The sequence below is a fragment of the Thalassobacterium sedimentorum genome (assembly GCF_031127905.1).
GTDB classification, from domain to species: Bacteria; Verrucomicrobiota; Verrucomicrobiia; order Opitutales; family Coraliomargaritaceae; genus Thalassobacterium; species Thalassobacterium sedimentorum.
The window spans coordinates 123,296-141,444 of record NZ_JARXIC010000010.1 but is presented as its reverse complement, the minus strand read 5'-3'; the positions used below and the strand labels follow the sequence as shown (position 1 = coordinate 141,444).

13 protein-coding genes are annotated in these 18,149 nt (G+C 54.8%); 6 read left to right on the top strand and 7 right to left on the bottom strand.

Features of this window, described 5'->3' with window-relative positions; translation table 11 throughout:
* Nucleotides 1–182 precede the first annotated feature (182 nt).
* From QEH59_RS08130 to QEH59_RS08120, 3 genes are all read left to right on the top strand, one after another.
* Complete coding sequence (locus QEH59_RS08130; RefSeq protein WP_308984867.1) at nucleotides 183–908, top strand: ComF family protein; 726 nt, start codon at nucleotides 183–185, stop codon at nucleotides 906–908.
* Nucleotides 909–955: 47 nt separating this feature from the next.
* Nucleotides 956–1,810, top strand: coding sequence for an acetyl-CoA carboxylase, carboxyltransferase subunit beta (accD, locus tag QEH59_RS08125; protein ID WP_308949373.1), 855 nt, complete (start codon nucleotides 956–958; stop codon nucleotides 1,808–1,810).
* Nucleotides 1,811–1,894: 84 nt separating this feature from the next.
* The gene (locus QEH59_RS08120) at nucleotides 1,895–3,163 is read left to right on the top strand and encodes a bifunctional folylpolyglutamate synthase/dihydrofolate synthase (RefSeq protein WP_308984866.1); all 1,269 of its coding nucleotides are present in this window, start codon (nucleotides 1,895–1,897) and stop codon (nucleotides 3,161–3,163) included.
* Nucleotides 3,164–3,275: 112 nt separating this feature from the next.
* Here the strand turns inward: QEH59_RS08120 and QEH59_RS08115 are convergent, their stop codons facing one another.
* The 4 genes from QEH59_RS08115 to QEH59_RS08100 are packed head-to-tail and all read right to left on the bottom strand — an operon-like array spanning nucleotide 3,276 to nucleotide 7,636.
* On the bottom strand, nucleotides 3,276–3,692 hold the full coding sequence (locus QEH59_RS08115) for a hypothetical protein (RefSeq protein ID WP_308984865.1): 417 nt from the start codon (nucleotides 3,690–3,692) through the stop codon (nucleotides 3,276–3,278).
* A gap of 12 nt (nucleotides 3,693–3,704) precedes the next feature.
* Entirely contained in the window at nucleotides 3,705–4,103 is a 399-nt protein-coding gene (locus QEH59_RS08110) for a hypothetical protein (RefSeq protein ID WP_308984864.1), read from the bottom strand.
* A gap of 18 nt (nucleotides 4,104–4,121) precedes the next feature.
* The gene (locus QEH59_RS08105) at nucleotides 4,122–5,636 is read right to left on the bottom strand and encodes a hypothetical protein (protein WP_308984863.1); all 1,515 of its coding nucleotides are present in this window, start codon (nucleotides 5,634–5,636) and stop codon (nucleotides 4,122–4,124) included.
* Nucleotides 5,621–7,636: a DNA translocase FtsK gene (locus QEH59_RS08100; RefSeq protein ID WP_308984862.1), complete on the bottom strand. Its 2,016-nt coding sequence runs from the start codon at nucleotides 7,634–7,636 to the stop codon at nucleotides 5,621–5,623. Before QEH59_RS08100 ends, QEH59_RS08105 begins: the two co-directional genes overlap by 16 nt.
* 321 nt (nucleotides 7,637–7,957) lie before the next feature.
* Between QEH59_RS08100 and QEH59_RS08095 the strand changes: the two genes are divergently transcribed.
* A complete protein-coding gene (locus QEH59_RS08095; protein ID WP_308984861.1) occupies nucleotides 7,958–11,353 on the top strand; it encodes an acyl-[ACP]--phospholipid O-acyltransferase in 3,396 nt (1,131 codons plus the stop codon).
* A gap of 107 nt (nucleotides 11,354–11,460) precedes the next feature.
* Here QEH59_RS08095 and gdhA read toward each other — a convergent pair whose 3' ends face one another.
* The gene (gene gdhA / locus QEH59_RS08090; RefSeq protein ID WP_308984860.1) at nucleotides 11,461–12,810 is read right to left on the bottom strand and encodes an NADP-specific glutamate dehydrogenase; all 1,350 of its coding nucleotides are present in this window, start codon (nucleotides 12,808–12,810) and stop codon (nucleotides 11,461–11,463) included.
* A gap of 125 nt (nucleotides 12,811–12,935) precedes the next feature.
* Between gdhA and QEH59_RS08085 the strand changes: the two genes are divergently transcribed.
* Together QEH59_RS08085 and QEH59_RS08080 are read left to right on the top strand one after the other, a co-directional pair.
* Nucleotides 12,936–14,597 (top strand): cation:proton antiporter domain-containing protein, encoded by a 1,662-nt coding sequence (locus tag QEH59_RS08085; RefSeq protein WP_308984859.1) that lies wholly within the window; start codon nucleotides 12,936–12,938, stop codon nucleotides 14,595–14,597.
* Nucleotides 14,594–16,177 (top strand): cation:proton antiporter domain-containing protein, encoded by a 1,584-nt coding sequence (locus tag QEH59_RS08080; protein ID WP_308984858.1) that lies wholly within the window; start codon nucleotides 14,594–14,596, stop codon nucleotides 16,175–16,177. Before QEH59_RS08085 ends, QEH59_RS08080 begins: the two co-directional genes overlap by 4 nt.
* Before the next feature lie 10 nt (nucleotides 16,178–16,187).
* Here the strand turns inward: QEH59_RS08080 and prmC are convergent, their stop codons facing one another.
* Nucleotides 16,188–17,027 carry a peptide chain release factor N(5)-glutamine methyltransferase gene (prmC, locus tag QEH59_RS08075; RefSeq protein WP_308984857.1) on the bottom strand — a complete coding sequence of 280 codons (840 nt, stop codon included), beginning with the start codon at nucleotides 17,025–17,027 and terminating at the stop codon, nucleotides 16,188–16,190.
* A 26-nt stretch (nucleotides 17,028–17,053) separates the two neighbouring features.
* On the bottom strand, nucleotides 17,054–18,142 hold the full coding sequence (gene prfA / locus QEH59_RS08070) for a peptide chain release factor 1 (RefSeq protein WP_308984856.1): 1,089 nt from the start codon (nucleotides 18,140–18,142) through the stop codon (nucleotides 17,054–17,056).
* Between the last annotated feature and the right edge of the window lie 7 nt (nucleotides 18,143–18,149).

The following is an 18,149-nucleotide window of genomic DNA, read 5'->3' as shown; positions in this document are numbered from 1 at the left end:
CTGAGACCGCATTATTATGCGTTTTAAGCAGATTTTATGTCAAAGTCAGTTCCGCAAAATCGACCTCAGTCACCTATATCCACGCATTACCAAACCCATTGCATCACCACTCGGATCGCAGACAACTTGGACACCGTTCTGGGAGAGCTTGACGATGAGAGGGTTTTGCTTAGATTGGGGATATGTCACGAATTCCCTTAGGGCGGCAGATGCTGGATGTGTTTTTCCCGCGTAGTTGTGTGCATTGTGGCGATGCGGTGGAGGATTCGGACTATCAGTTTCTTTGCCGGGATTGTAGCCGGGAGCTCTTTCTCTCTAAGCCGCCGACTTGCACGACTTGTGGCTACCCTTTCTTTGGCATGCTGGCGGGGCCACGGACTTGTCCGCATTGTGTGGAGTTGAACCCGCTGTTTGAACAGGGGAAGACTTTGTTTTTGGCGAAGGGGCCGGCGCGCTCACTGATTCATGAACTTAAATATAAGTCTGGTTTTTATGTGCTGCAGGATGTGCAGACGATGATCGCGTCCGCGCCTTACTATCGGGACTACTTTAAGGGGGCGATCTTGGTCCCAGTGCCCTTGCACGCTACGAAAGAACGGGAGCGGGGCTTTAATCAGAGTCGTGTGATTGCGGAGGCTTTGTTGCAGGCGACGGAGGCGCTTGAGGTGCAAAATATGTTGCTCCGAAGGCTCTATACTCAGACGCAAACGCGCCTGAGTCGGAGTGACCGTCACCAAAATGTAAAAAATGCCTTTGCTTTGGTAACCGATGCGGTTGTAATTCCGAATCAAACATATATTCTGATCGATGACGTGTTCACTACGGGGTCGACGCTTAATGCTTGTGCCGCCGTCCTTCGCGGGGCAGGTGTTGATTCAATCAAAGTCGCGACTCTCGGACACGGATAGTCTATTTACTAACTCTTAATTCTTAATTTTTAACTCCTACTTCTCTTATGGCACTCTTTGGAAAACCTCAGTACTCGACCGTCACCGTTAAGAAAAAGGACATCCCTAAGGATCTTTGGACGAAATGCCCGAAGACGGGCGAGATCATTTACAACCGTGTATTGAAGGAAAATTTGATGGTGGTGCCAAGCAGTGGCTACCACTTCCCACTTAAAGCACGTGATCGTATCGCTTCTATGCTGGATGAGGGGACTTTCGAAGAGATGGACATGGGGGTGCATTCGCTGGATCCTTTGGAATTTAACGCGACTTCTTCGTATCCTGAAAAGTTGAAACAGAATCAGGATAAGACGAAGGAGACGGACACGGTCATTTCTGGCATGGGCACAATGGGGGGCATGCCGGTGAGTATCGCGGTGATGGATTTCCGCTTTATGGCGGCTAGCTTGGGTTCGGCAGCGGGTGAGAAAATCACGCGCGCGATTGAGCGTGGCGTGGAAAAGAAGTGTCCTGTCATTATCGTTTCCGCTTCGGGGGGCGCTCGTATGCAGGAGGGGATTTTAAGTTTAATGCAATTGGCAAAGACTAGTGCTGCGCTTGCGAAGTTAAGTGAGGCGGGACTTCCTTATTTCTCAATTTTGACGAATCCGACGATGGCGGGTGTGATGGCTAGTTACGCATCGTTGGGGGATGTGATTATCGCGGAACCCGAAGCGTTGATTGGTTTTGCGGGTCCGCGTGTGATTAAGGAAACCACGCAGCAGGATTTGCCGGCTGGCTTTCAAACATCTGAGTTTTTACTCGAGCATGGTTTGGTCGATTTGATCATTCCTCGTGGTGAAATGCGCGACCGTATGATCAATTTAATTAAGGCGCTCTACGGCTCTAAGAAGTCGGCGTAGGGTTTGTAGGGGCGTGATTAGTCACGCCCGCCGAGCAACAGCAGCTTTTAGACGCGGGCGTGACAAGTCGCGCCCCTACGTTTTATGTCTCAATACACCAACACCCTCGACTATCTCTATGCGCTGAAGAATCGTGGTTCTAAGTATGGAATTGATCGGATGCGGCTTTTGGTGGAGGCGCTGGGCCACCCGGAGCGGCAATTCCCGGTGATTCATGTGGCGGGGACCAATGGTAAGGGCTCGGTGTGTGCGATGCTGGAGGCGCTTTATCGGGATAATGGTTATCGCACGGGGTTTTTTAGTTCGCCGCACTTGGTGCATTTGGGCGAGCGGGCGCAGGTGAATCGGCAGATTCTTTCGGAGGCTGAAATTGTGCGCTATACGGAGCAGTTAAAGCCGATCGCTGCGGAACTGGGGCGGGATGACCCGGAGCTACATCCGACTTTTTTTGAATTTGTGGCGGCAATGGCTTTTCAGCGATTTGCGACGGAAGCTGTGGACATTGGGATCATTGAAACGGGCCTCGGTGGTCGTTTGGACGCTACAAATGTGGTGGATCCTGCACTGTCGATTATCACAACGATCAGCTTGGACCATACAGAAATGTTGGGCGATACGCTGGCGGCGATTGCGGGTGAAAAGGCGGGCATTATTAAGGCCGGCAAGCCGGTGTTGATGGGCAAATTACCTGCGGAGGCGGAAGCTGTCGTTCGTCAGGTGGCTGAAGAGCGTGGTTGTCCGTTTTATGCATTGACGGATCGTTTCCCGGAGGGGTCTACCCTGCCCTGCACAAATCTTGCGGGCAGTTTTCAGCGTTGGAATGCGGCCTTGGCGGTCTATGCGACGGAGATCCTGGCGGAGCAGTTTCCGCTACAATCGACGCAGGCGCTCTCGCATGTAGATTGGGCGGGGCGCTGGCAGGTGCTCGAGGTGGATGGGCGGCAATTGATCCTAGATGCCTCACATAACCCTGAAGGCGTGGCTGCGCTGGAGGAAAACTTGGCTAAGTTGGTCAAGGCTGATGGGCGTGAGCCGATCATGATCGCTGGCACATTGGGCGAAGATCGTGCCCGTAGTTTAATGTCAGTGGTCGGCCGTTATGCGGATGAATTGTATTTGGTGGCAGCTCAACAAGAACGGGCGACGCCTACTGCTTTTTTAAAGAGCTGTCTTGAGCGCGATGCGGTGGAAACGGACCTTACGGCCCTTTTCCCTACTCCGGGGCGTTGTGCCATTGGAGAGCCGGGCGACACAGTGGTGCTGACGGGCTCGTTGTATTTGATCGGAGAAGTGCTGGAGCGTATCCAGGGCCGTGCGAAACTAGCTGGGAGCGGGCTGCAGGATAAGGTTTAGTGTGGGGGGATGTCTTTGTACGGCTCGTTCTTTTCTGGCTTGTCGTGACTGCGTAGGATCTGTGCCTGTAAATCGGCGGGCGTGACAAGTCGCGTCCCTAGCTTAACCAATGCTAGAAAGTCGCGTCGTAGAGTGTTTCTACTGGGGCTCCGGCAATATCTATGGTTTGGACTTTGAGCAGTTTCATGCTGGGCAGTGGCTCTTTGAGCAGGGCATTGAGATGCTTTAAGTCAGCGGCGTTTTGCTGAGTGCTTTGCCCTCTTTCGGTCCAGGTTATCCGATAGGCGGCTTCGCCTGTATCCAAGCGGCGCGGTTTAATCACGGCGGCCTTAGCTTTAACCTTCTTTGCCTTTGTGGGCTTCTTCCTCTTAATGCTCGAAGGCAGTGTCACACCGGGTGCTTCAAAGGGGTAGTCAGCGCCGAGTAGTTGATTGATTCGGCTCTCTGTGGCGTACACACGCGCAAGCTCAGCCTCCCGTTCGATCAGGAGGCTGTTGATGGCGATAAGCTCTTCAGAAGAAGCCGACATTTGGGCGAACGCTTACGCGTCGTCTGTCTTGGACTCGTCTGGCGCGTCGCTGGAGGCGTCGTCGGACTTGTCGGCTGCGTCGGTCGCTGGGGCGAGGACTGCTTTGTCTTCTTCCTTTTTCACTGCTGGAGCTGGCTTAGGTGTCGCTTTCTTCTTAGCCGGTGAAGTCGATGCAGTAAAGGTTGCCACCGGCATCGGTGGTTCTGGGAATGGAAAGACACCGTCTTCACCCACAATGTCGCAGACTTGAGTTTCGAGTTCAGCGATGCGTTGATAAGCAGCTTCGCGTTCTTCGAGCAAGGTGTCGATTTGGATGCGGGCTTCGAGCGCCTGACGGATCGTCTCTGCGTCACCGCGGAGAATGATCTCGGTCATCGTCAAAGGGATGAGCTTTTGTGGTTTTTTGGCCATATTTATATTGGTTAAAAATTAATCGTTAAAGAAATTGGCGATCTTATTAAACAGGGCGCCTTTGCGAGGCCGTTCTACTTGCGAGCTTCTCTGATATCTTGCTCCAGATTCGTGAGTGTCGGCTTGCGCTTGTTCACGTTGTTGCTGACGGATGCGTTGGGCAAAGTTTTCTTCCGCCGCAAAGACGACTTTGCGGTCAGGGTCTTGCTGCAAAGCGCGTAGTTGACCTTCGCTCAGACTGGGATTGCTGGCGAGCTTAAGGCGCACTTGAGGGCTTGGATCTTTAATCAGTAAGCTGCGGATGCTATCGTTGAGTTTCGCGGCACGAGCGGCAAAGGCACGTATGCTCGGAGCTGGATGCTTTGCGAGTTGCTGGGCAACCACTTCGCTTAATTTGCTGAATCCAATTTCCTGATATGCCAAATGCTCGGCAACGGTCAGGGATTCGCGATGATTGATCAATAGATCGTAATGTTCTTCTGCTAAATCATCTCGGTAAGCGACCAGCAAAGCGATGTCGTCGTCTGGGTGCTGACAGAGCTCTCGCAATGTGGCGTCACTGGTAGCGGGGTTTTTCGTAAGCGTACGAATGGCATTGAGATCGTTGGAGGCCGCGATGTGAAGTGCGATCGATTCGTGGATAGCGCGGTTACCTGCGAGACGTCGACGCACGCGTGGTGAGGCATCTTGTGCGAGTAGTCGTTGAATACTCGCAGGCAAATGTGGCTGTTCAGCTAAGAAAATCCGGTCACGAGTGTCTTCTGACTCGAGCAGATAGAGCATCTCAGGCCCAGAAAGTTCGCTTTCTTTCAGTGCTGTGCGACAGACAAAAGAATGCGGCGAGACACGCAAGGCTGCATGCACGGCTGCAGGCAGTGCTTGACTACGCTTAAGTAGTAGCAGCTGTTGATGCTGTTTGTTTTGATCGGCCCAGAGTTGCAGCACTTCTTCGTCGAGAGTATAGCTTAAGATGGTCGCGGCACTGACCAGGGTATCATCGCTGTTGGCGAGGTGAATGGCGACGTCGGTATCTAGGTTTTTACGATCACTGAGGGCGATACGTACCGCACTGGAGCGATCGTCAGCTAAAATGAATTGCAAAGGATTGGGCAGTGCAGAATTTTGCGCTAAAGTGGCGCGTACGAACTCGTTCTCGTCCTCGACTAGGGCTTGAAACTCTTTCGGTGTGAGATTCGGGTTCGCAGCCAGCGCATGGCGCACGGCCACTTCGGAATGCTTAGTAAGCCGCTGTAGCGACTGCTGTGGGCAGCGAGGATTACCTGCTAAGCCAATCGCGATGTCGACTTTGCTGGGGTCGAGGGTGCTGGCGATCTGCTCGGCCAGATCGGAAGGAATGAGCGGGTAGTGCGCAAGAAAGCTGAGGTAGACGTCTTGATCATGATAGAGGTCATAGAGATCGCGCAAGATACGCGTGAGCAAGGGCGGCTTGCGATGCGCCCGCACAGTGGCCTCGACGCCTAGGTCGTCGATCTGAGCCACCAAATCTTCACAGGTTTCTATTGTTTGCACCATTCGACCTCCTCTGGGGTGATGAAGACCTCACGCGGCGTGGAGCCATTTTGTGGGCCGACATGCATGCGGTCTTCCAGCTCTTCCATCAGTAGCGCCGCACGGTTGTAGCCGATACGCAGGCGACGTTGGAGGAAGCTGGTGCTGGCCTTTTGGCTTTCGGCGACGGTGAGCATGGCTTTCTTTAGGAGCGCTTCATCGTCTTCGCCCTCAATGCCATCGATCCCGATCTGGGTGCCGGCTTGGTCGATGGGCGCGACGCTGCTGAGATCGACGCGGAACTCAGGTAGGCGCTGGCCGGAAATGTGTTCCACCACTTTGATGATTTCATGGTCCTCGACCATTGGGCTCTGGATACGAATCAAGCGCGCGATGCCGGGCGGGTTGAAGAGGAAGTCACCACGGCCCAACAGGCTTTCCGCGCCCTTGCAGTCCAGGATCGTTCGCGAGTCCACATTGGAAGAGACTTGGAAAGCGATGCGCGTCGGATAATTGGCCTTAATGATACCCGTAATGACGTTCACACTCGGGCGTTGGGTGGCCACGATGGTATGGATACCGACGGCGCGCGAGAGCTGGGCGATCCGAGCCAGTGCGCCTTCGGCGTCGCCCTTGGAAGTCATCATCAGGTCGGCCAACTCGTCGATAATCACGACAGTAAAGGGCATCTTTTTAAAGCCCTCGGCCTCCGCCTTTTGGTTGTAGCCAGCAATATTACGCACCTGCTTTTCCGCCAGCACTTCGTAGCGGCGTTCCATTTCGGCGACCACCCATTTGAGCACTTGCACGGCGGGCTTGGCATCGGCCACCACGGAGTGGATCAGGTGCGGCACTTGGCGGAAGAGGCCAAATTCCACCCGCTTGGGGTCGATCAAGACCAGTTCCAGCTCATCTGGTTTGAATTTGTAGAGCATACTCAGAATTAGCGTGCTCATACTGACGGACTTACCACTACCTGTGGCGCCCGCAATTAAGAGGTGAGGTGCTTTGGCTAAGTCGGTGATGATAGGCTTGCCCTGAATATCCAGTCCCATGACCAACGGAATTTCGTAGTCGCAGTCGCGCCAAGCCTTCGATTGTAAGATGGTGCGTAAGGAAATTGGCACCGAATTACTATTACCGATTTCGATACCGACAAAAGGTTCGCCCGGAATCGGCGCCTGCATACGAATATTGGTAGTAGCTAAGGCCAACGCTATATTCTTCTGTAGCGCAGTGATCGACTCGACCCGTACCCCCATCCCTGGCTGCACGCGGAATTGAGTAATGCGCGGGCCAATCAAGGCGTCATAGACGTGGGCATCGATGGCGAAGCTGTCGATGGCGTCCTGCAGTGCATTTTTCTGAGCTTCCAGCGCTTCCGGCGTGACCAAAGTAACCGAGCTGATGTCTGGCTTGTCCAGCAGTTCCATGGTCGGTCTTTGATATTCCGAAAGATCAACCGGTTGCACAACAGGCTCTGGCTCAGGTGCGGCTTCAGCAGCCAATGCGCCTTCAGCTGCCACTTTGGCCACCTCATCGGCAATCTCACGTGAACGTGGGTCCTCACCTGCCAACTGAGCACGCGTGCCTTCCAACATGCGCTCGAAGCGAGCTTCGCTATCGCTGAGGTATGTTTTAAAGTAAGTACTCCGTTCTTCGCGGTCTTTGTGCAGTGCGTCGAGCTCCGCGCGCCAAGTGGCCAGTTCAGCCGCTTCGGCCGCCATGACGGCTTGCTCTTTCTCCGCTTCGCTGACGATGGTGTCGGGTAAGGCATCGTCCTCATCCTCTTCTTCGATATCTGCTTCTTGCTCCGAAGGGATGTCCTCAGCCAGCACTTCGTCCTCGGCGAGTTCGTGGTCGTCGTCGACCTCATACTCCACCCATTCGTATTCGATTTCCTCTTCCTCCTCGTCGGGCCCAGTCACACTCTCTTTCATCGCTTCGATCGTGTCGACCAAGCGATTGATCCCCGCCTTCATCAGGCGGAGGGAGCTTTTTTTTCTGGAGAAAGGGAGAGCCATGTATGTGGAAAGTAGAGTCCCAGTAGCAAGTGATGCTACAGGGGAACGCGCTACGCTGAAATAACTCTGCAAGGGTTCAAGGCTGAATTTTCTGGAGAATGCTAAATCTTTATAAAGGAGAGGATAGATCTTAAGCGACACTAGCGTGTGATTGCTGTTTTGCATCGCTTTTGGTTTTTGAGAACGTAAGGCGCAGTTGTTGACGATTAGGTTTTAATATGGAGGCTGCCATCTCGTAGGGACTTCACTTGTAAAGACCGCAGTGGACCGGCTCTTAGGCTCGGCGGGCGTCACAAGTGAAGCCCCCTACATTTTCTATCTATGAAAACTAACTCTTCTTCCGCGCTCCCCAAGACCTTTTGGTGGCATAATCTCACTCAGTTTGGTGGGGCGATGAATGATAATATTTTCAAGCTGCTGATGGTCTATGCCCTGATTGCTTGGAAGGGGGAGGCTTCCTCGGCGGGCATCCTGGCCTCGGTGGGACTGGTGTTTGCCCTGCCCTTTTTGCTGATCGTGCCGATTGCGGGCAACTTTGCGGATAAATTTAGTAAGCGTAAGCTGATCGTGATCCTGAAGCTGGTGGAACTGGTGGTGATGGGCTTTGGGATTGGTGCGCTTTCGCTTCAAAGTCCCGCGATGTTGTATGTCACGATGTTCTTGATGTCGGCGCAGAGTGCTTTCTTCGGGCCTTGTAAATATGGCATCTTGCCGGAGCAGGTGGATTCCGAGCAGCTCTCGAAAGCGAATGGTTCGCTGCAGTTGTTTACCTTTCTCGCGATTATTTGTGGCACCGTGCTGGCGCCGGAGTTGAGCTTGCTCAGCAAGGGCAATTTCAGTTTGGCGGCATGTGTGTGTCTCGTGATCGCCGGGCTGGGCTTGTTGGCCTCTTGGCAGATTGCGCCCACGCCGGCGCATCCGAGTCGTCGGTTGAGCCTAAATGGCTTTGGCTCGGTCTTTCGCACAAGTTTGGAAATTCGTAAGGACGGCTTTCTGACACTGGCGGTCTTGGCCTTGGCGGTCTTCTCTTTGGCGGCCGCATTTATTCAGCTGAATGTGCTGGATTACGGGGAGCAGCACTTGGGGCTGACGCCTGAGGCGGCGACGCGCTTGTTCCTGCTGACCGCGATCGGGATCGGCGTGGGCTCGACCACGGCGGGCTGGTTGAGTGGGCGCGGGATCGAGTTTGGCATCGTGCCGGTGGGCGCACTGCTGATGAGTTTAAGTCTCGCTACCTTGGGTTTGATGGCAGAGGGCAATGTTTGGCTCTCGGCCATCAGTATGGCAGTGCTCGGCTTTGCGGCTGGGCTGTTCATCGTGCCGCTGCAGGCCTTCATTCAATACCGCAGCCCCGAGGATCGTGTCGGGGCGATTCAAGCGACGAATTCCTTTATGAGCTGGTTGGGCATCCTGTTGGCGAGTGGCTTGATCTATTTGAACGGGGCCGTGTTGGGCGGTAGCGCACAGAATGGCTTTTTGTTGTTGGCTTGTTTGATCCTCGGCTTGGCGGTTTTCAGTTTATGGGTGCTGCCGGACTTTTTTATTAAGTTCATTGTGATGCTGATTACGCATGCCTGTTACCGCTTTCAGGTGCGTGGGCTGCATAATTTGCCAGCAAATGGCCCAGGATTGTTGGTCTGTAATCATGTCAGTTTGATGGATGCAGTGCTGGTGATGAGCAGTCAACAGCGACGCATTCGCATGCTGATGTCGCGTGAGCAATACGAGGGCTACGGGCGATTGACCCGCAAAGTGATCGATCTGGCGCAGGTGATTCTGATACATAGCCAGGACAATCCCAAGAAGTTGCTGCAATCGCTCAAGGCCGCCCGGCAGGCACTCGATGATGGTTATCTCGTCTGTATCTTTGCCGAAGGTTCGCTGACCCGCACCGGCATGATGCGTCCCTTTAAGCAGGGCTTCGAACGTATCGTCAAAGGAACGGACTACCCCATCATCCCCGTCTATATCGGTGGCGCCTGGGGCAGTGTGTCCAGTTTCTATCAAGGCATGCCCAAAATCCGCCTGAGTGAGGATTTTCGCTATCCCGTCAGTGTGCATTATGGGGAGCCCCTGCCGACCCGCTCCAGCGCTTTCGAGGTGCAGCAGGCCGTGAGTGAGCTCTCGGTGGAGTCCTTCGAACTGGTCAAAGAGCGCCGCAAGAGCCTCGGGCATGAGTTGGTGGCCTCCGTGCGTCGCAACTGGAATAAGCTCGCCAGTGCCGATACCACGGGACGCGAGATGAAATTTGGCGAACTACTGATTGCCAGTTTACTACTGCGAGATCGCTTGCGGGCGCAGACCGATCCCTCCGAGCGCAGTCTTGGCATTTTACTGCCGACCGGCACCGCTGCCACCTTGGCCAACCTCGCCACAACCCTTGATCGACGCATTAGCGTGAATCTCAATTACACCGCGCCCGCCGCTAGTGTCGCTTCCGCGCAAGCCCAATGCGAGATCCGTACTGTGCTGACCTCTCGTAAATTTCTGGAACGCCTACCAGTGTTACCATTAGGTGACAATATTCTTTATTTGGAAGACCTACTCGCCGAGCTGAGTGGTTCAGCCAAATTCCTCGCCTTCGTAAAGGCCCGATTGTGGCCCGCCCGCATGTTGATCGCCGGTATCTCGCCGGTGCAGCCCGACGAGGTGGCGACGATACTCTTTTCCAGTGGCTCCACCGCCGAGCCCAAGGGCGTGATGCTCAGCCATCATAATTTACTGTCCAACATCGAGTCCTTTCGCTCCGTCGTGACGCCCAAGCGAGAAGACGTCATGCTGGCCACCCTGCCCTTCTTCCATTCTTTCGGCTATACCGTGACGCTTTGGTTTCCTTTACTTTCCGGCATCACCACCGCCTGCCACAGCAATCCACTCGAAGGCGAAACGATCGGCCAACTCGCCGAGAAATACCGAGCCTCGATTCTGTTGACCACGCCCAGCTTCTTGCTCGCCTATGTGCGCAAGATCAAGCCCGAGCAGTTGCAGCATTTGCGCTACACCTTCACCGGAGCCGAAAAACTACAGCCACGCGTGGCACAGATGTTTGAAAAGCGCTTCGGCGTGCAACCGCTCGAAGGCTATGGGGCGACCGAGCTCTCGCCCGTGTGTGCGCTCAGCCTGCCCAATGTGACGGTCGATAATCTCGAAGAGACCGGCAATCGCGAGGGACGCCTCGGCCGAGTATTGCCCGGCATGGCGATGAAGATCGTGCATCCCGAAAGCAAGGTCACGCTCGGGCCCGGCGAAGAAGGCCTGATTTATGTCAAAGGCCCCAACGTCATGTTGGGCTATTTAAACAAGGAAGCGCTGACCGCATCGGTGCTGCAGGACGGCTGGTACGACACCGGCGACATCGGCCTGATGGATGTAGACGGCTTTTTTGCCATCACCGGGCGACTCTCACGTTTCAGCAAGCTCGGGGGCGAGATGATCTCGCACGGCGCAGTGGAAGAGGCCCTGCAAGGCGCCTTCGGGCTCAGCTCCGATGCCCTGGTAGTCGTCGCGATTGAGGATGCTCGCAAGGGCGAGAAGCTCTGTGTCTTCCACACCGAAGCCGCCTTGAGCGAGGACAGCATTCGCGAGCAGCTCAAAGCACTCGACATTCCCAATCTTTGGAAGCCCAACCCAAAGGACTGGCAGTATTTGGAGGCCTTACCCTTGCTCGGCACCGGTAAGCTGGATTATCGTGAGTTGAAGGCACTGGCAGCAAGGTAGGATCGACACTTTGTCTGTCCCATTGCCTTCGCCGATCCGCTACACACGCAGAGGCTTTATCAGCTTTTGTGAAGCGCCTCGTGAAAATTTGCCTATGCATGCCAGGGCTAAATCAGTCCGAGCGCGACCATTGCTTTAGCGACTTTGATAAAGCCAGCAATATTGGCGCCGTTGACGTAGTTGCCAGGGGTGCCGAATTCCTCCGCGGTTTCGTAACAGCGTTGGTGGATGCCGGTCATGATTTCGGATAAGCGTTTATCGGTGAATTCGAAGCTCCAGACGTCGCGGCTGGCGTTTTGTTGCATTTCCAGCGCGGATGTGGCGACCCCGCCCGCATTGGCGGCCTTGCCCGGACCGTAGGCGATACCAGTATTTAGAAAAGCGTCCACTGCTTCGGGAGTGGAGGGCATATTGGCACCTTCAGCGACAGCGATGCAGCCGTTTTTAATGAGCTCCTGGGCGTCCTTGCCATTCAGTTCATTTTGCGTCGCGCATGGGAGCGCAATGTCACAAGGGACCGACCAGATGCGCCCTTTAGCTAGGTAGCGAGCAGCATTCTTTTGCTTGGCGTATTCTTTGATACGTCGGCGTTCGACTTCTTTAATTTGTTTGACCAGTGCTAGGTCGAGGCCGTCGGGGTCATGAATAAAGCCATTGGAGTCGGAGCAGGCGACCACCTTGGCGCCCAGTTCCTGAAGCTTGGAAATTGCATAGATTGCCACATTGCCCGAGCCAGAAACGATACAAGTCTTGCCTTCGAGTGCATCACCGCGTGCTTTGAGCATTTCGTTTAGGAAGTAGACCGTACCATAGCCAGTCGCTTCTGTGCGTGCCAGAGCGCCGCCCCAGTCGAGGCCTTTTCCAGTGAGCACGCCCGATTCGTAGCGGTTAGTGATGCGCTTGTATTGGCCAAAGAGATAGCCCACTTCGCGGGTGCCTACGCCGATATCACCTGCAGGGACGTCGGTGTATTCGCCAGTATGGCGTTGCAGTTCGGTCATGAAGCTTTGGCAGAAACGCATGATTTCGTTTTCTGACTTTCCCTTCGGGTCAAAGTCAGAGCCACCCTTAGCACCGCCGATCGGCATGCCAGTGAGTCCATTTTTAAAGATCTGTTCGAAGCCGAGGAACTTGACCACGCCCAGATAAACTGAGGGATGAAAGCGAATGCCGCCCTTGTAGGGGCCGAGCGCGCTATTGAACTGCACGCGGAAGCCCCGGTTGATTTGAACCTCGTTGTTGTCATCCATCCAGGGCACACGAAAGATGATTTGCCGCTCCGGCTCGCAGATACGTTCGATGATTTTGTGGCGTCCAAATTCCGGGTATTTGACCAGAACTGGTCCGAGTGATTCCAGCACTTCGTGGACCGCTTGGTGAAATTCGGCTTCGCCTGGATTGCGATTGATGACTGTTTGGTAGAGGGGTTCTAGTTTCTCATCTAGTGTATTACTCATATTCATGCTCCGATTGAAATGGATTAAGTATAATAATCTGCTCAGATTTTTGTATTATCCAATCATTTTTAGCAAACTAGCTTCAGAATTGCTACAGTGGGTAGATCACCTACGATTCAGTACGCATGCACGCCCCCGAACTCACACTTTTGCTCAACCTTGGCTTCATAGTCATTACGGCGGCGGTGTTTGCCTTCTTAGGCAAGCTGGTGAAGATGCCCTCGATTGTGGCCTACATTCTTGCGGGCATGGTGTTGGGGCCCGGCTTGGGGATTGTGCAGCTGGACCATTCTTTAGAACTAATTTCGGAGTTAGGCATCGCGCTACTGCTGTTTCTGGTGGGGCTGGAACTGAGCTTGCAGAAGATCAAAGACCTCGGGCGAGTGGCTCTTATCCTGGGGGGCTTACAGGTTGTATTTACTGCCTCGGGCGGATTTCTGATCTCGCTGCTGATGGGCTTTGGGCTGATGGAAGCCGTCTTTTTGGCGGCGACCGTGACCTTTAGTAGCACGGTGGTGGTGATCAAGCTGTTGGATCAGAAGGGGGCCACTGGGCGCCTCTTTGGGCGGATCGCGATCTCGCTGTTCTTGGCGCAGGACATCGTGGTGATCATTGGACTGACCATATTGAGTGGTCTGGGCTCGGGCGAATCGATCGAGTTGTTAGAATTGGCCAAGGGGCTAGGCGTGGCTTTTGGAGGCATGATCGTGCTGTTGTTGGCCACGCTACTGGCTGCGCGCTATGTGTTGCCTAAGCCCTTTGCCTGGGCTTCGCGTTCGCCGGACACGGTATTTATTTGGGCATTGTGTTGGTGCTTTTTGGTGGTGCTGCTGGCGCATCAGTTTCATTTGTCTGTGGAGATCGGGGCCTTCTTGGCGGGCATCGCGATTGCGCAGCTGCCGATTCATGAGGATCTGCACCGTCGCTTGCATCCTTTGATGACGTTTTTTGTGGCGGTGTTTTTAGTGACGCTCGGTGTGAAGATGGATCTATCAGTGCTAGGGGAGATTTGGGGCTATGCCTTAGGGCTGAGTGCTTTTGTGATCGTAGCCAAGCCGCTGATTGTTTTTCTCATTTTGAGCCGTCTGCGTTACAGTGAATACACCGCTTTCCAGACGGCCATTGCGAGTGGGCAGGTCAGTGAATTTGCCTTTATCCTGCTCGGGCTCGGCGCGGGGGCGGGCTTGATCGAGGGGGTGGTGGTTTCTTTAGGCGGACTGGTGGGGATATTGACCATCGCGATTTCTTCTTACCTGATCATCTATAGTGAGCCGCTCTACACGGTGACTAAGCGTTTGCATTTGTTGCATTTCTTAGGTGCGAAACAAGCGCCCGATGTGGATGAGTTACACTCGCATGTGGGGCATGTCATTGTGGTCGGGATGAATGCACTGGGGCGAGAAGTGGTGAAAAAGCTGTCGGCTCGTGGTGAAATCGTGCTGGCGATCGATACAGATCCACGCAAGCTTGAGGGCTTGGGGGCGGCCTTAACTTTGATTGGGAATGTGGAGTATGAATCCGTGGTGGAAGAGATCGGCCTGCGGCACGCGCGCTTGGTTGTTTCGGCACTGCAGATCGAAGACACCAATCACTTACTGGCATATCGCTGTCGATCGGCTGACGTGCCTTGTGCCATCCATGCATTCGATATTTCGGTGGTGGATGATCTACTGGAATTGGATACCAATTATATGTTTATGCCCGCGGTCGACGGTGTGCGCGAGCAAGTTGCTTTGTTTGAGCAGGTAAATGGCCGAGCGCGTGGTGAGGAGGTGCATTCGACATGACAGCACTGGCTATTTTACTGTTGGCGGCGGCGATCGCCTTCGGACTTTCGAAGTTTCTGCGCTTGCCCGCGATTCCCTTATTGATGCTTTCCGGGGCCGCTCTGAGTGCGCTGGCCAGCCATCGTGCGATCGAAGTGCCGCAGGAGTTGATCAGCGAAATGATTCAGCTTGGGCTGGCGGTGCTGGTCTTTACCGCTGGGGTAGAGCTCAGTCCGCGTCGCATGCGCGGGCGCACGCGCGCGATCACCATATTGGCGATCACACAATTTGTAACTCTAGGCCTATGTGGGGTCGTCACCGCTCTCTTGCTCGGCTATAGTGGGACAACTGCACTCTATTTGGGCTGTGCCCTGTCTGCCAGTTCGACGCTGGTAGTGGTGCGTCACTTGCAGCAACGGCGACAGATGTTTGAGCCCTACGGACGCCTCGTGCTGGGCGTACTATTGCTGCAGGACATCTTTATCGTGTTGATCATGGTGGCTCTGTTGAAGGGGCCAGAGGGCTGGTTGGTGGTCTGTAATGCCGTGGCCAATGCCATTGCCCTGGGGATTTTGGCGGCTGCCTTCCATCGTTGGGTCGTGCCCTTTGTAGTGAAGCGTTTCAAGCTGGACGATGAGGAGTTGATGTTGGGCGCGTTGGCGGTGCTGTTCGCATTTTCCACCATGGCGTATCTTTTACACCTGCCCTATTTGGTCGGGGCGTTTTTTGCAGGTTTTGCGATCTCCGCTTTTCCAATGAACGGCTTAGTGCGTGGTATGTTGGGCTCGCTTTCGGGCTTTTTCCTGGCGCTGTTTTTTATCAGTGCCGGCGCATTTTTGACTATGCCCGATCTCACCATGTTGCAGCATAGCCTCGTTTTTATTGTGGTCTTGATCACAGTGACGGTGCTGCTGGTGGCGATCGTGGCCGAGGTGGTCGGCTACTCCAGTCGCGCGGCGGTGGAGACCGGCTTGTTGCTCTCGCAGACCAGTGAGTTTTCACTGCTACTGGCACTGACAGGAGTCGCTTCCGGGCAGATTAGTGATGAACTTTTTTCCATGATCGCCCTGATTACTGTGAGCACCATGACGTTGACGCCGCTACTCTCGCGCGAGAGCGTTGCCTTGCGATTGGTGAAATGGCATCCACGCTACCGAAGCGGTGAATCAGCTTGCGAAGTCATGAGTGGGCATGTCGTGCTATTAGGCTATGGCCGCGCGGGGCCGCGGACTGTGCATGCCCTCAAAGAGCGCGGTATCGAAATGGTGGTCGTGGATGAGGATGCCGGTGTGATTCGGCAATTGATCGCGCAGGGAATCCCCTGTGTGCAAGGAGATGGTTCCGACGAGCAGACACTCGCTCGAGCGCATTGCCGTGAAGCGAAGGTCGTATTTTGCTCCATGCGCCGCACACGGGATGCTCAGTTGGCCTTGAGCTATTTACAGGATTGGCCGGTTGAAGTGATTGTGCGGGTATTTGAGACCTTTGAAGAAGAGGCCGTGCGCGCCGCCGGGGGGCATCCCGTGCAGACGGCGTATGCGGCCGCGGCTCAGTTTATGGAGTGGACAGAAGTGAATTTGCCGCGCGAAAACGCGGAGTGAGCTGGCTTTTTTACTGTGCGAAGAAGAAGCGAGGGCGGCCGCTGAGGTCTTCGATGCTTTGGCCTTGGAGGCCCGCTAATTGGGCCATTTCACTGAGCGCTTCGCTTTGAGCGATGCCGGTTTCCATCGCCAGTAAGCCTCCGGTAGCAAGAAACTTCGGGGCCCCTTCGAGTAGGACACGGAAATCGTCGAGTCCGTCGGCTCCGGCAACCAGGGCGCTGTGTGGTTCGTGTTGGATGACTTCCGGCTCCGCGGTCTGCATTTCAGCTTCAGTCAGGTACGGAGGGTTGGAGACGATGAGATCAAAAGGACTTTCGGACATCACCGGGGTCCACCAACTACCTGCTAGAAACTGAACGCGCTCGTTGAGCTCCAGCGCGCTGGCATTTTCGCGGGCGAGCTCCAGAGCTGCTGTGCTTTGGTCGACGGCGACGACCAGGGCTTCCGGATATTGGGTGGCCAGCGCGAGGGCAAGTGCCCCGCTGCCGGTGCCCAAATCCAGGATACGCTGCGGTGCGGTCTCGATGCGTTCGACGATCAGCTCGATCAGTTCTTCGGTTTCGTGGCGCGGAATGAGCGCGCGTCGATCCACTTTGAGCTGCAGACCATAAAAGTCGGTATTGCCGACAATATACTGTAGCGGTTCGCGATTGGCGCGTCGCTTGACCAGTGGGCGCAGTGCGGACAGCTGCGCTGCGGTCAGCGGGCGATCGAGATCGAGATAGAGCTCCAGGCGCTTCATTCCGAGCGAGTGTGCGATCAGAATGTCGGTATCCAGCTTCGCGTTGGGCACGCCCTTTTCCTTAAAAAAGGTTTCCGTACGTGCTTTGATTTCTCGAATGCTCAGCATATTAATTCGTTTCCCAAGCGGCGGGTTTATGCCATTTGTTTTTCGAGCAAGTTCTGAATGCGCGCTTCGTAATCGTAGTTTTGCAATGCGTCGATCAGGTCGTCGAGGTCGCCATCCACCACTGTGGGTAGAGAAAGGCTGAGGCCGATGCGGTGGTCGGTGAGGCGTCCTTGTGGGTAATTGTAGGTGCGAATGCGCTCGGAACGGTCGCCGGTTCCGATCTGGCCCTTACGCTCTGCGGCGTATTTGGCATGCTCTTCTTCCTCCTTCGCCTTGAGCAGGCGGGAACGCATGACTGTTAAGGCCTTGGCACGGTTCTTAATTTGAGAGCGTTCATCCGCGCAGTAGACGGTGACACCGGTGGGCTTGTGCACCATCATGACCGCAGAGTCGGTGGTGTTCACGTGTTGGCCCCCTGCCCCACTGGCGCGCATAGTGGAGATCTCGAGATCATTCATATTGAGTTCGACGTCGACCTCTTGGGCTTCCGGTAGCACGGCCACCGTTGCGGTGGAGGTGTGGATGCGTCCCTGGGTTTCGGTGGCGGGCACGCGTTGCACGCGATGCACCCCACTCTCGAATTTGAGATATTTGTAAGCTTCCTCACCAGTCATCATGAAGATGATTTCTTTGAAGCCCCCGACATCTGCGGGGCTGGAGCTCATGACTTCGACGCGCCAGCCGCGTGTTTCTGCGTAGCGGCTATACATGCGGAAGAGATCGCCGGCAAAGATGTTGGCTTCGTCGCCCCCAGCGCCCCCGCGGATTTCCATCACCGAGTTACGGCTGTCGGTGGCATCGGGCGGAATCATAAAGCGGAGCACGTCGTTGGCTAGCTTGTCGCGTTGAGCGGCTAGGCTTTCAAGCTCTTCTTGTGCCATCTCGCGGAGTTCTTCGTCGACGGACTCATCCTCGGCTATCGCTTCGTTTTCTTTGAGTTGTTGCACGGTGCTGTGCCAGGCCTCGAATTTTTCGACCAAGGTGCTCAGGCGCATCTGCTCGCGCGAGACGTCAGCGGCGCGTCGCTGGTCGGAGTAGAAGTCGGGATCCGCCATTTGGTCGTTCAACTCGTTGAGCTTCTTGCGGAAAGGTGCGATATCGGGAATTTTATGCATGGGAAAA

Coding starts and splice junctions, on each gene's coding strand:
- QEH59_RS08130 (WP_308984867.1), top strand. CDS start 183: ATGTCACGAATTCCCTTAGGGCGGCAGATGCTGGATGTGTTTTTCCCG.
- accD (WP_308949373.1), top strand. CDS start 956: ATGGCACTCTTTGGAAAACCTCAGTACTCGACCGTCACCGTTAAGAAA.
- QEH59_RS08120 (WP_308984866.1), top strand. CDS start 1,895: ATGTCTCAATACACCAACACCCTCGACTATCTCTATGCGCTGAAGAAT.
- QEH59_RS08115 (WP_308984865.1), bottom strand. CDS start 3,692: ATGTCGGCTTCTTCTGAAGAGCTTATCGCCATCAACAGCCTCCTGATC.
- QEH59_RS08110 (WP_308984864.1), bottom strand. CDS start 4,103: ATGGCCAAAAAACCACAAAAGCTCATCCCTTTGACGATGACCGAGATC.
- QEH59_RS08105 (WP_308984863.1), bottom strand. CDS start 5,636: ATGGTGCAAACAATAGAAACCTGTGAAGATTTGGTGGCTCAGATCGAC.
- QEH59_RS08100 (WP_308984862.1), bottom strand. CDS start 7,636: ATGGCTCTCCCTTTCTCCAGAAAAAAAAGCTCCCTCCGCCTGATGAAG.
- QEH59_RS08095 (WP_308984861.1), top strand. CDS start 7,958: ATGAAAACTAACTCTTCTTCCGCGCTCCCCAAGACCTTTTGGTGGCAT.
- gdhA (WP_308984860.1), bottom strand. CDS start 12,810: ATGAGTAATACACTAGATGAGAAACTAGAACCCCTCTACCAAACAGTC.
- QEH59_RS08085 (WP_308984859.1), top strand. CDS start 12,936: ATGCACGCCCCCGAACTCACACTTTTGCTCAACCTTGGCTTCATAGTC.
- QEH59_RS08080 (WP_308984858.1), top strand. CDS start 14,594: ATGACAGCACTGGCTATTTTACTGTTGGCGGCGGCGATCGCCTTCGGA.
- prmC (WP_308984857.1), bottom strand. CDS start 17,027: ATGCTGAGCATTCGAGAAATCAAAGCACGTACGGAAACCTTTTTTAAG.
- prfA (WP_308984856.1), bottom strand. CDS start 18,142: ATGCATAAAATTCCCGATATCGCACCTTTCCGCAAGAAGCTCAACGAG.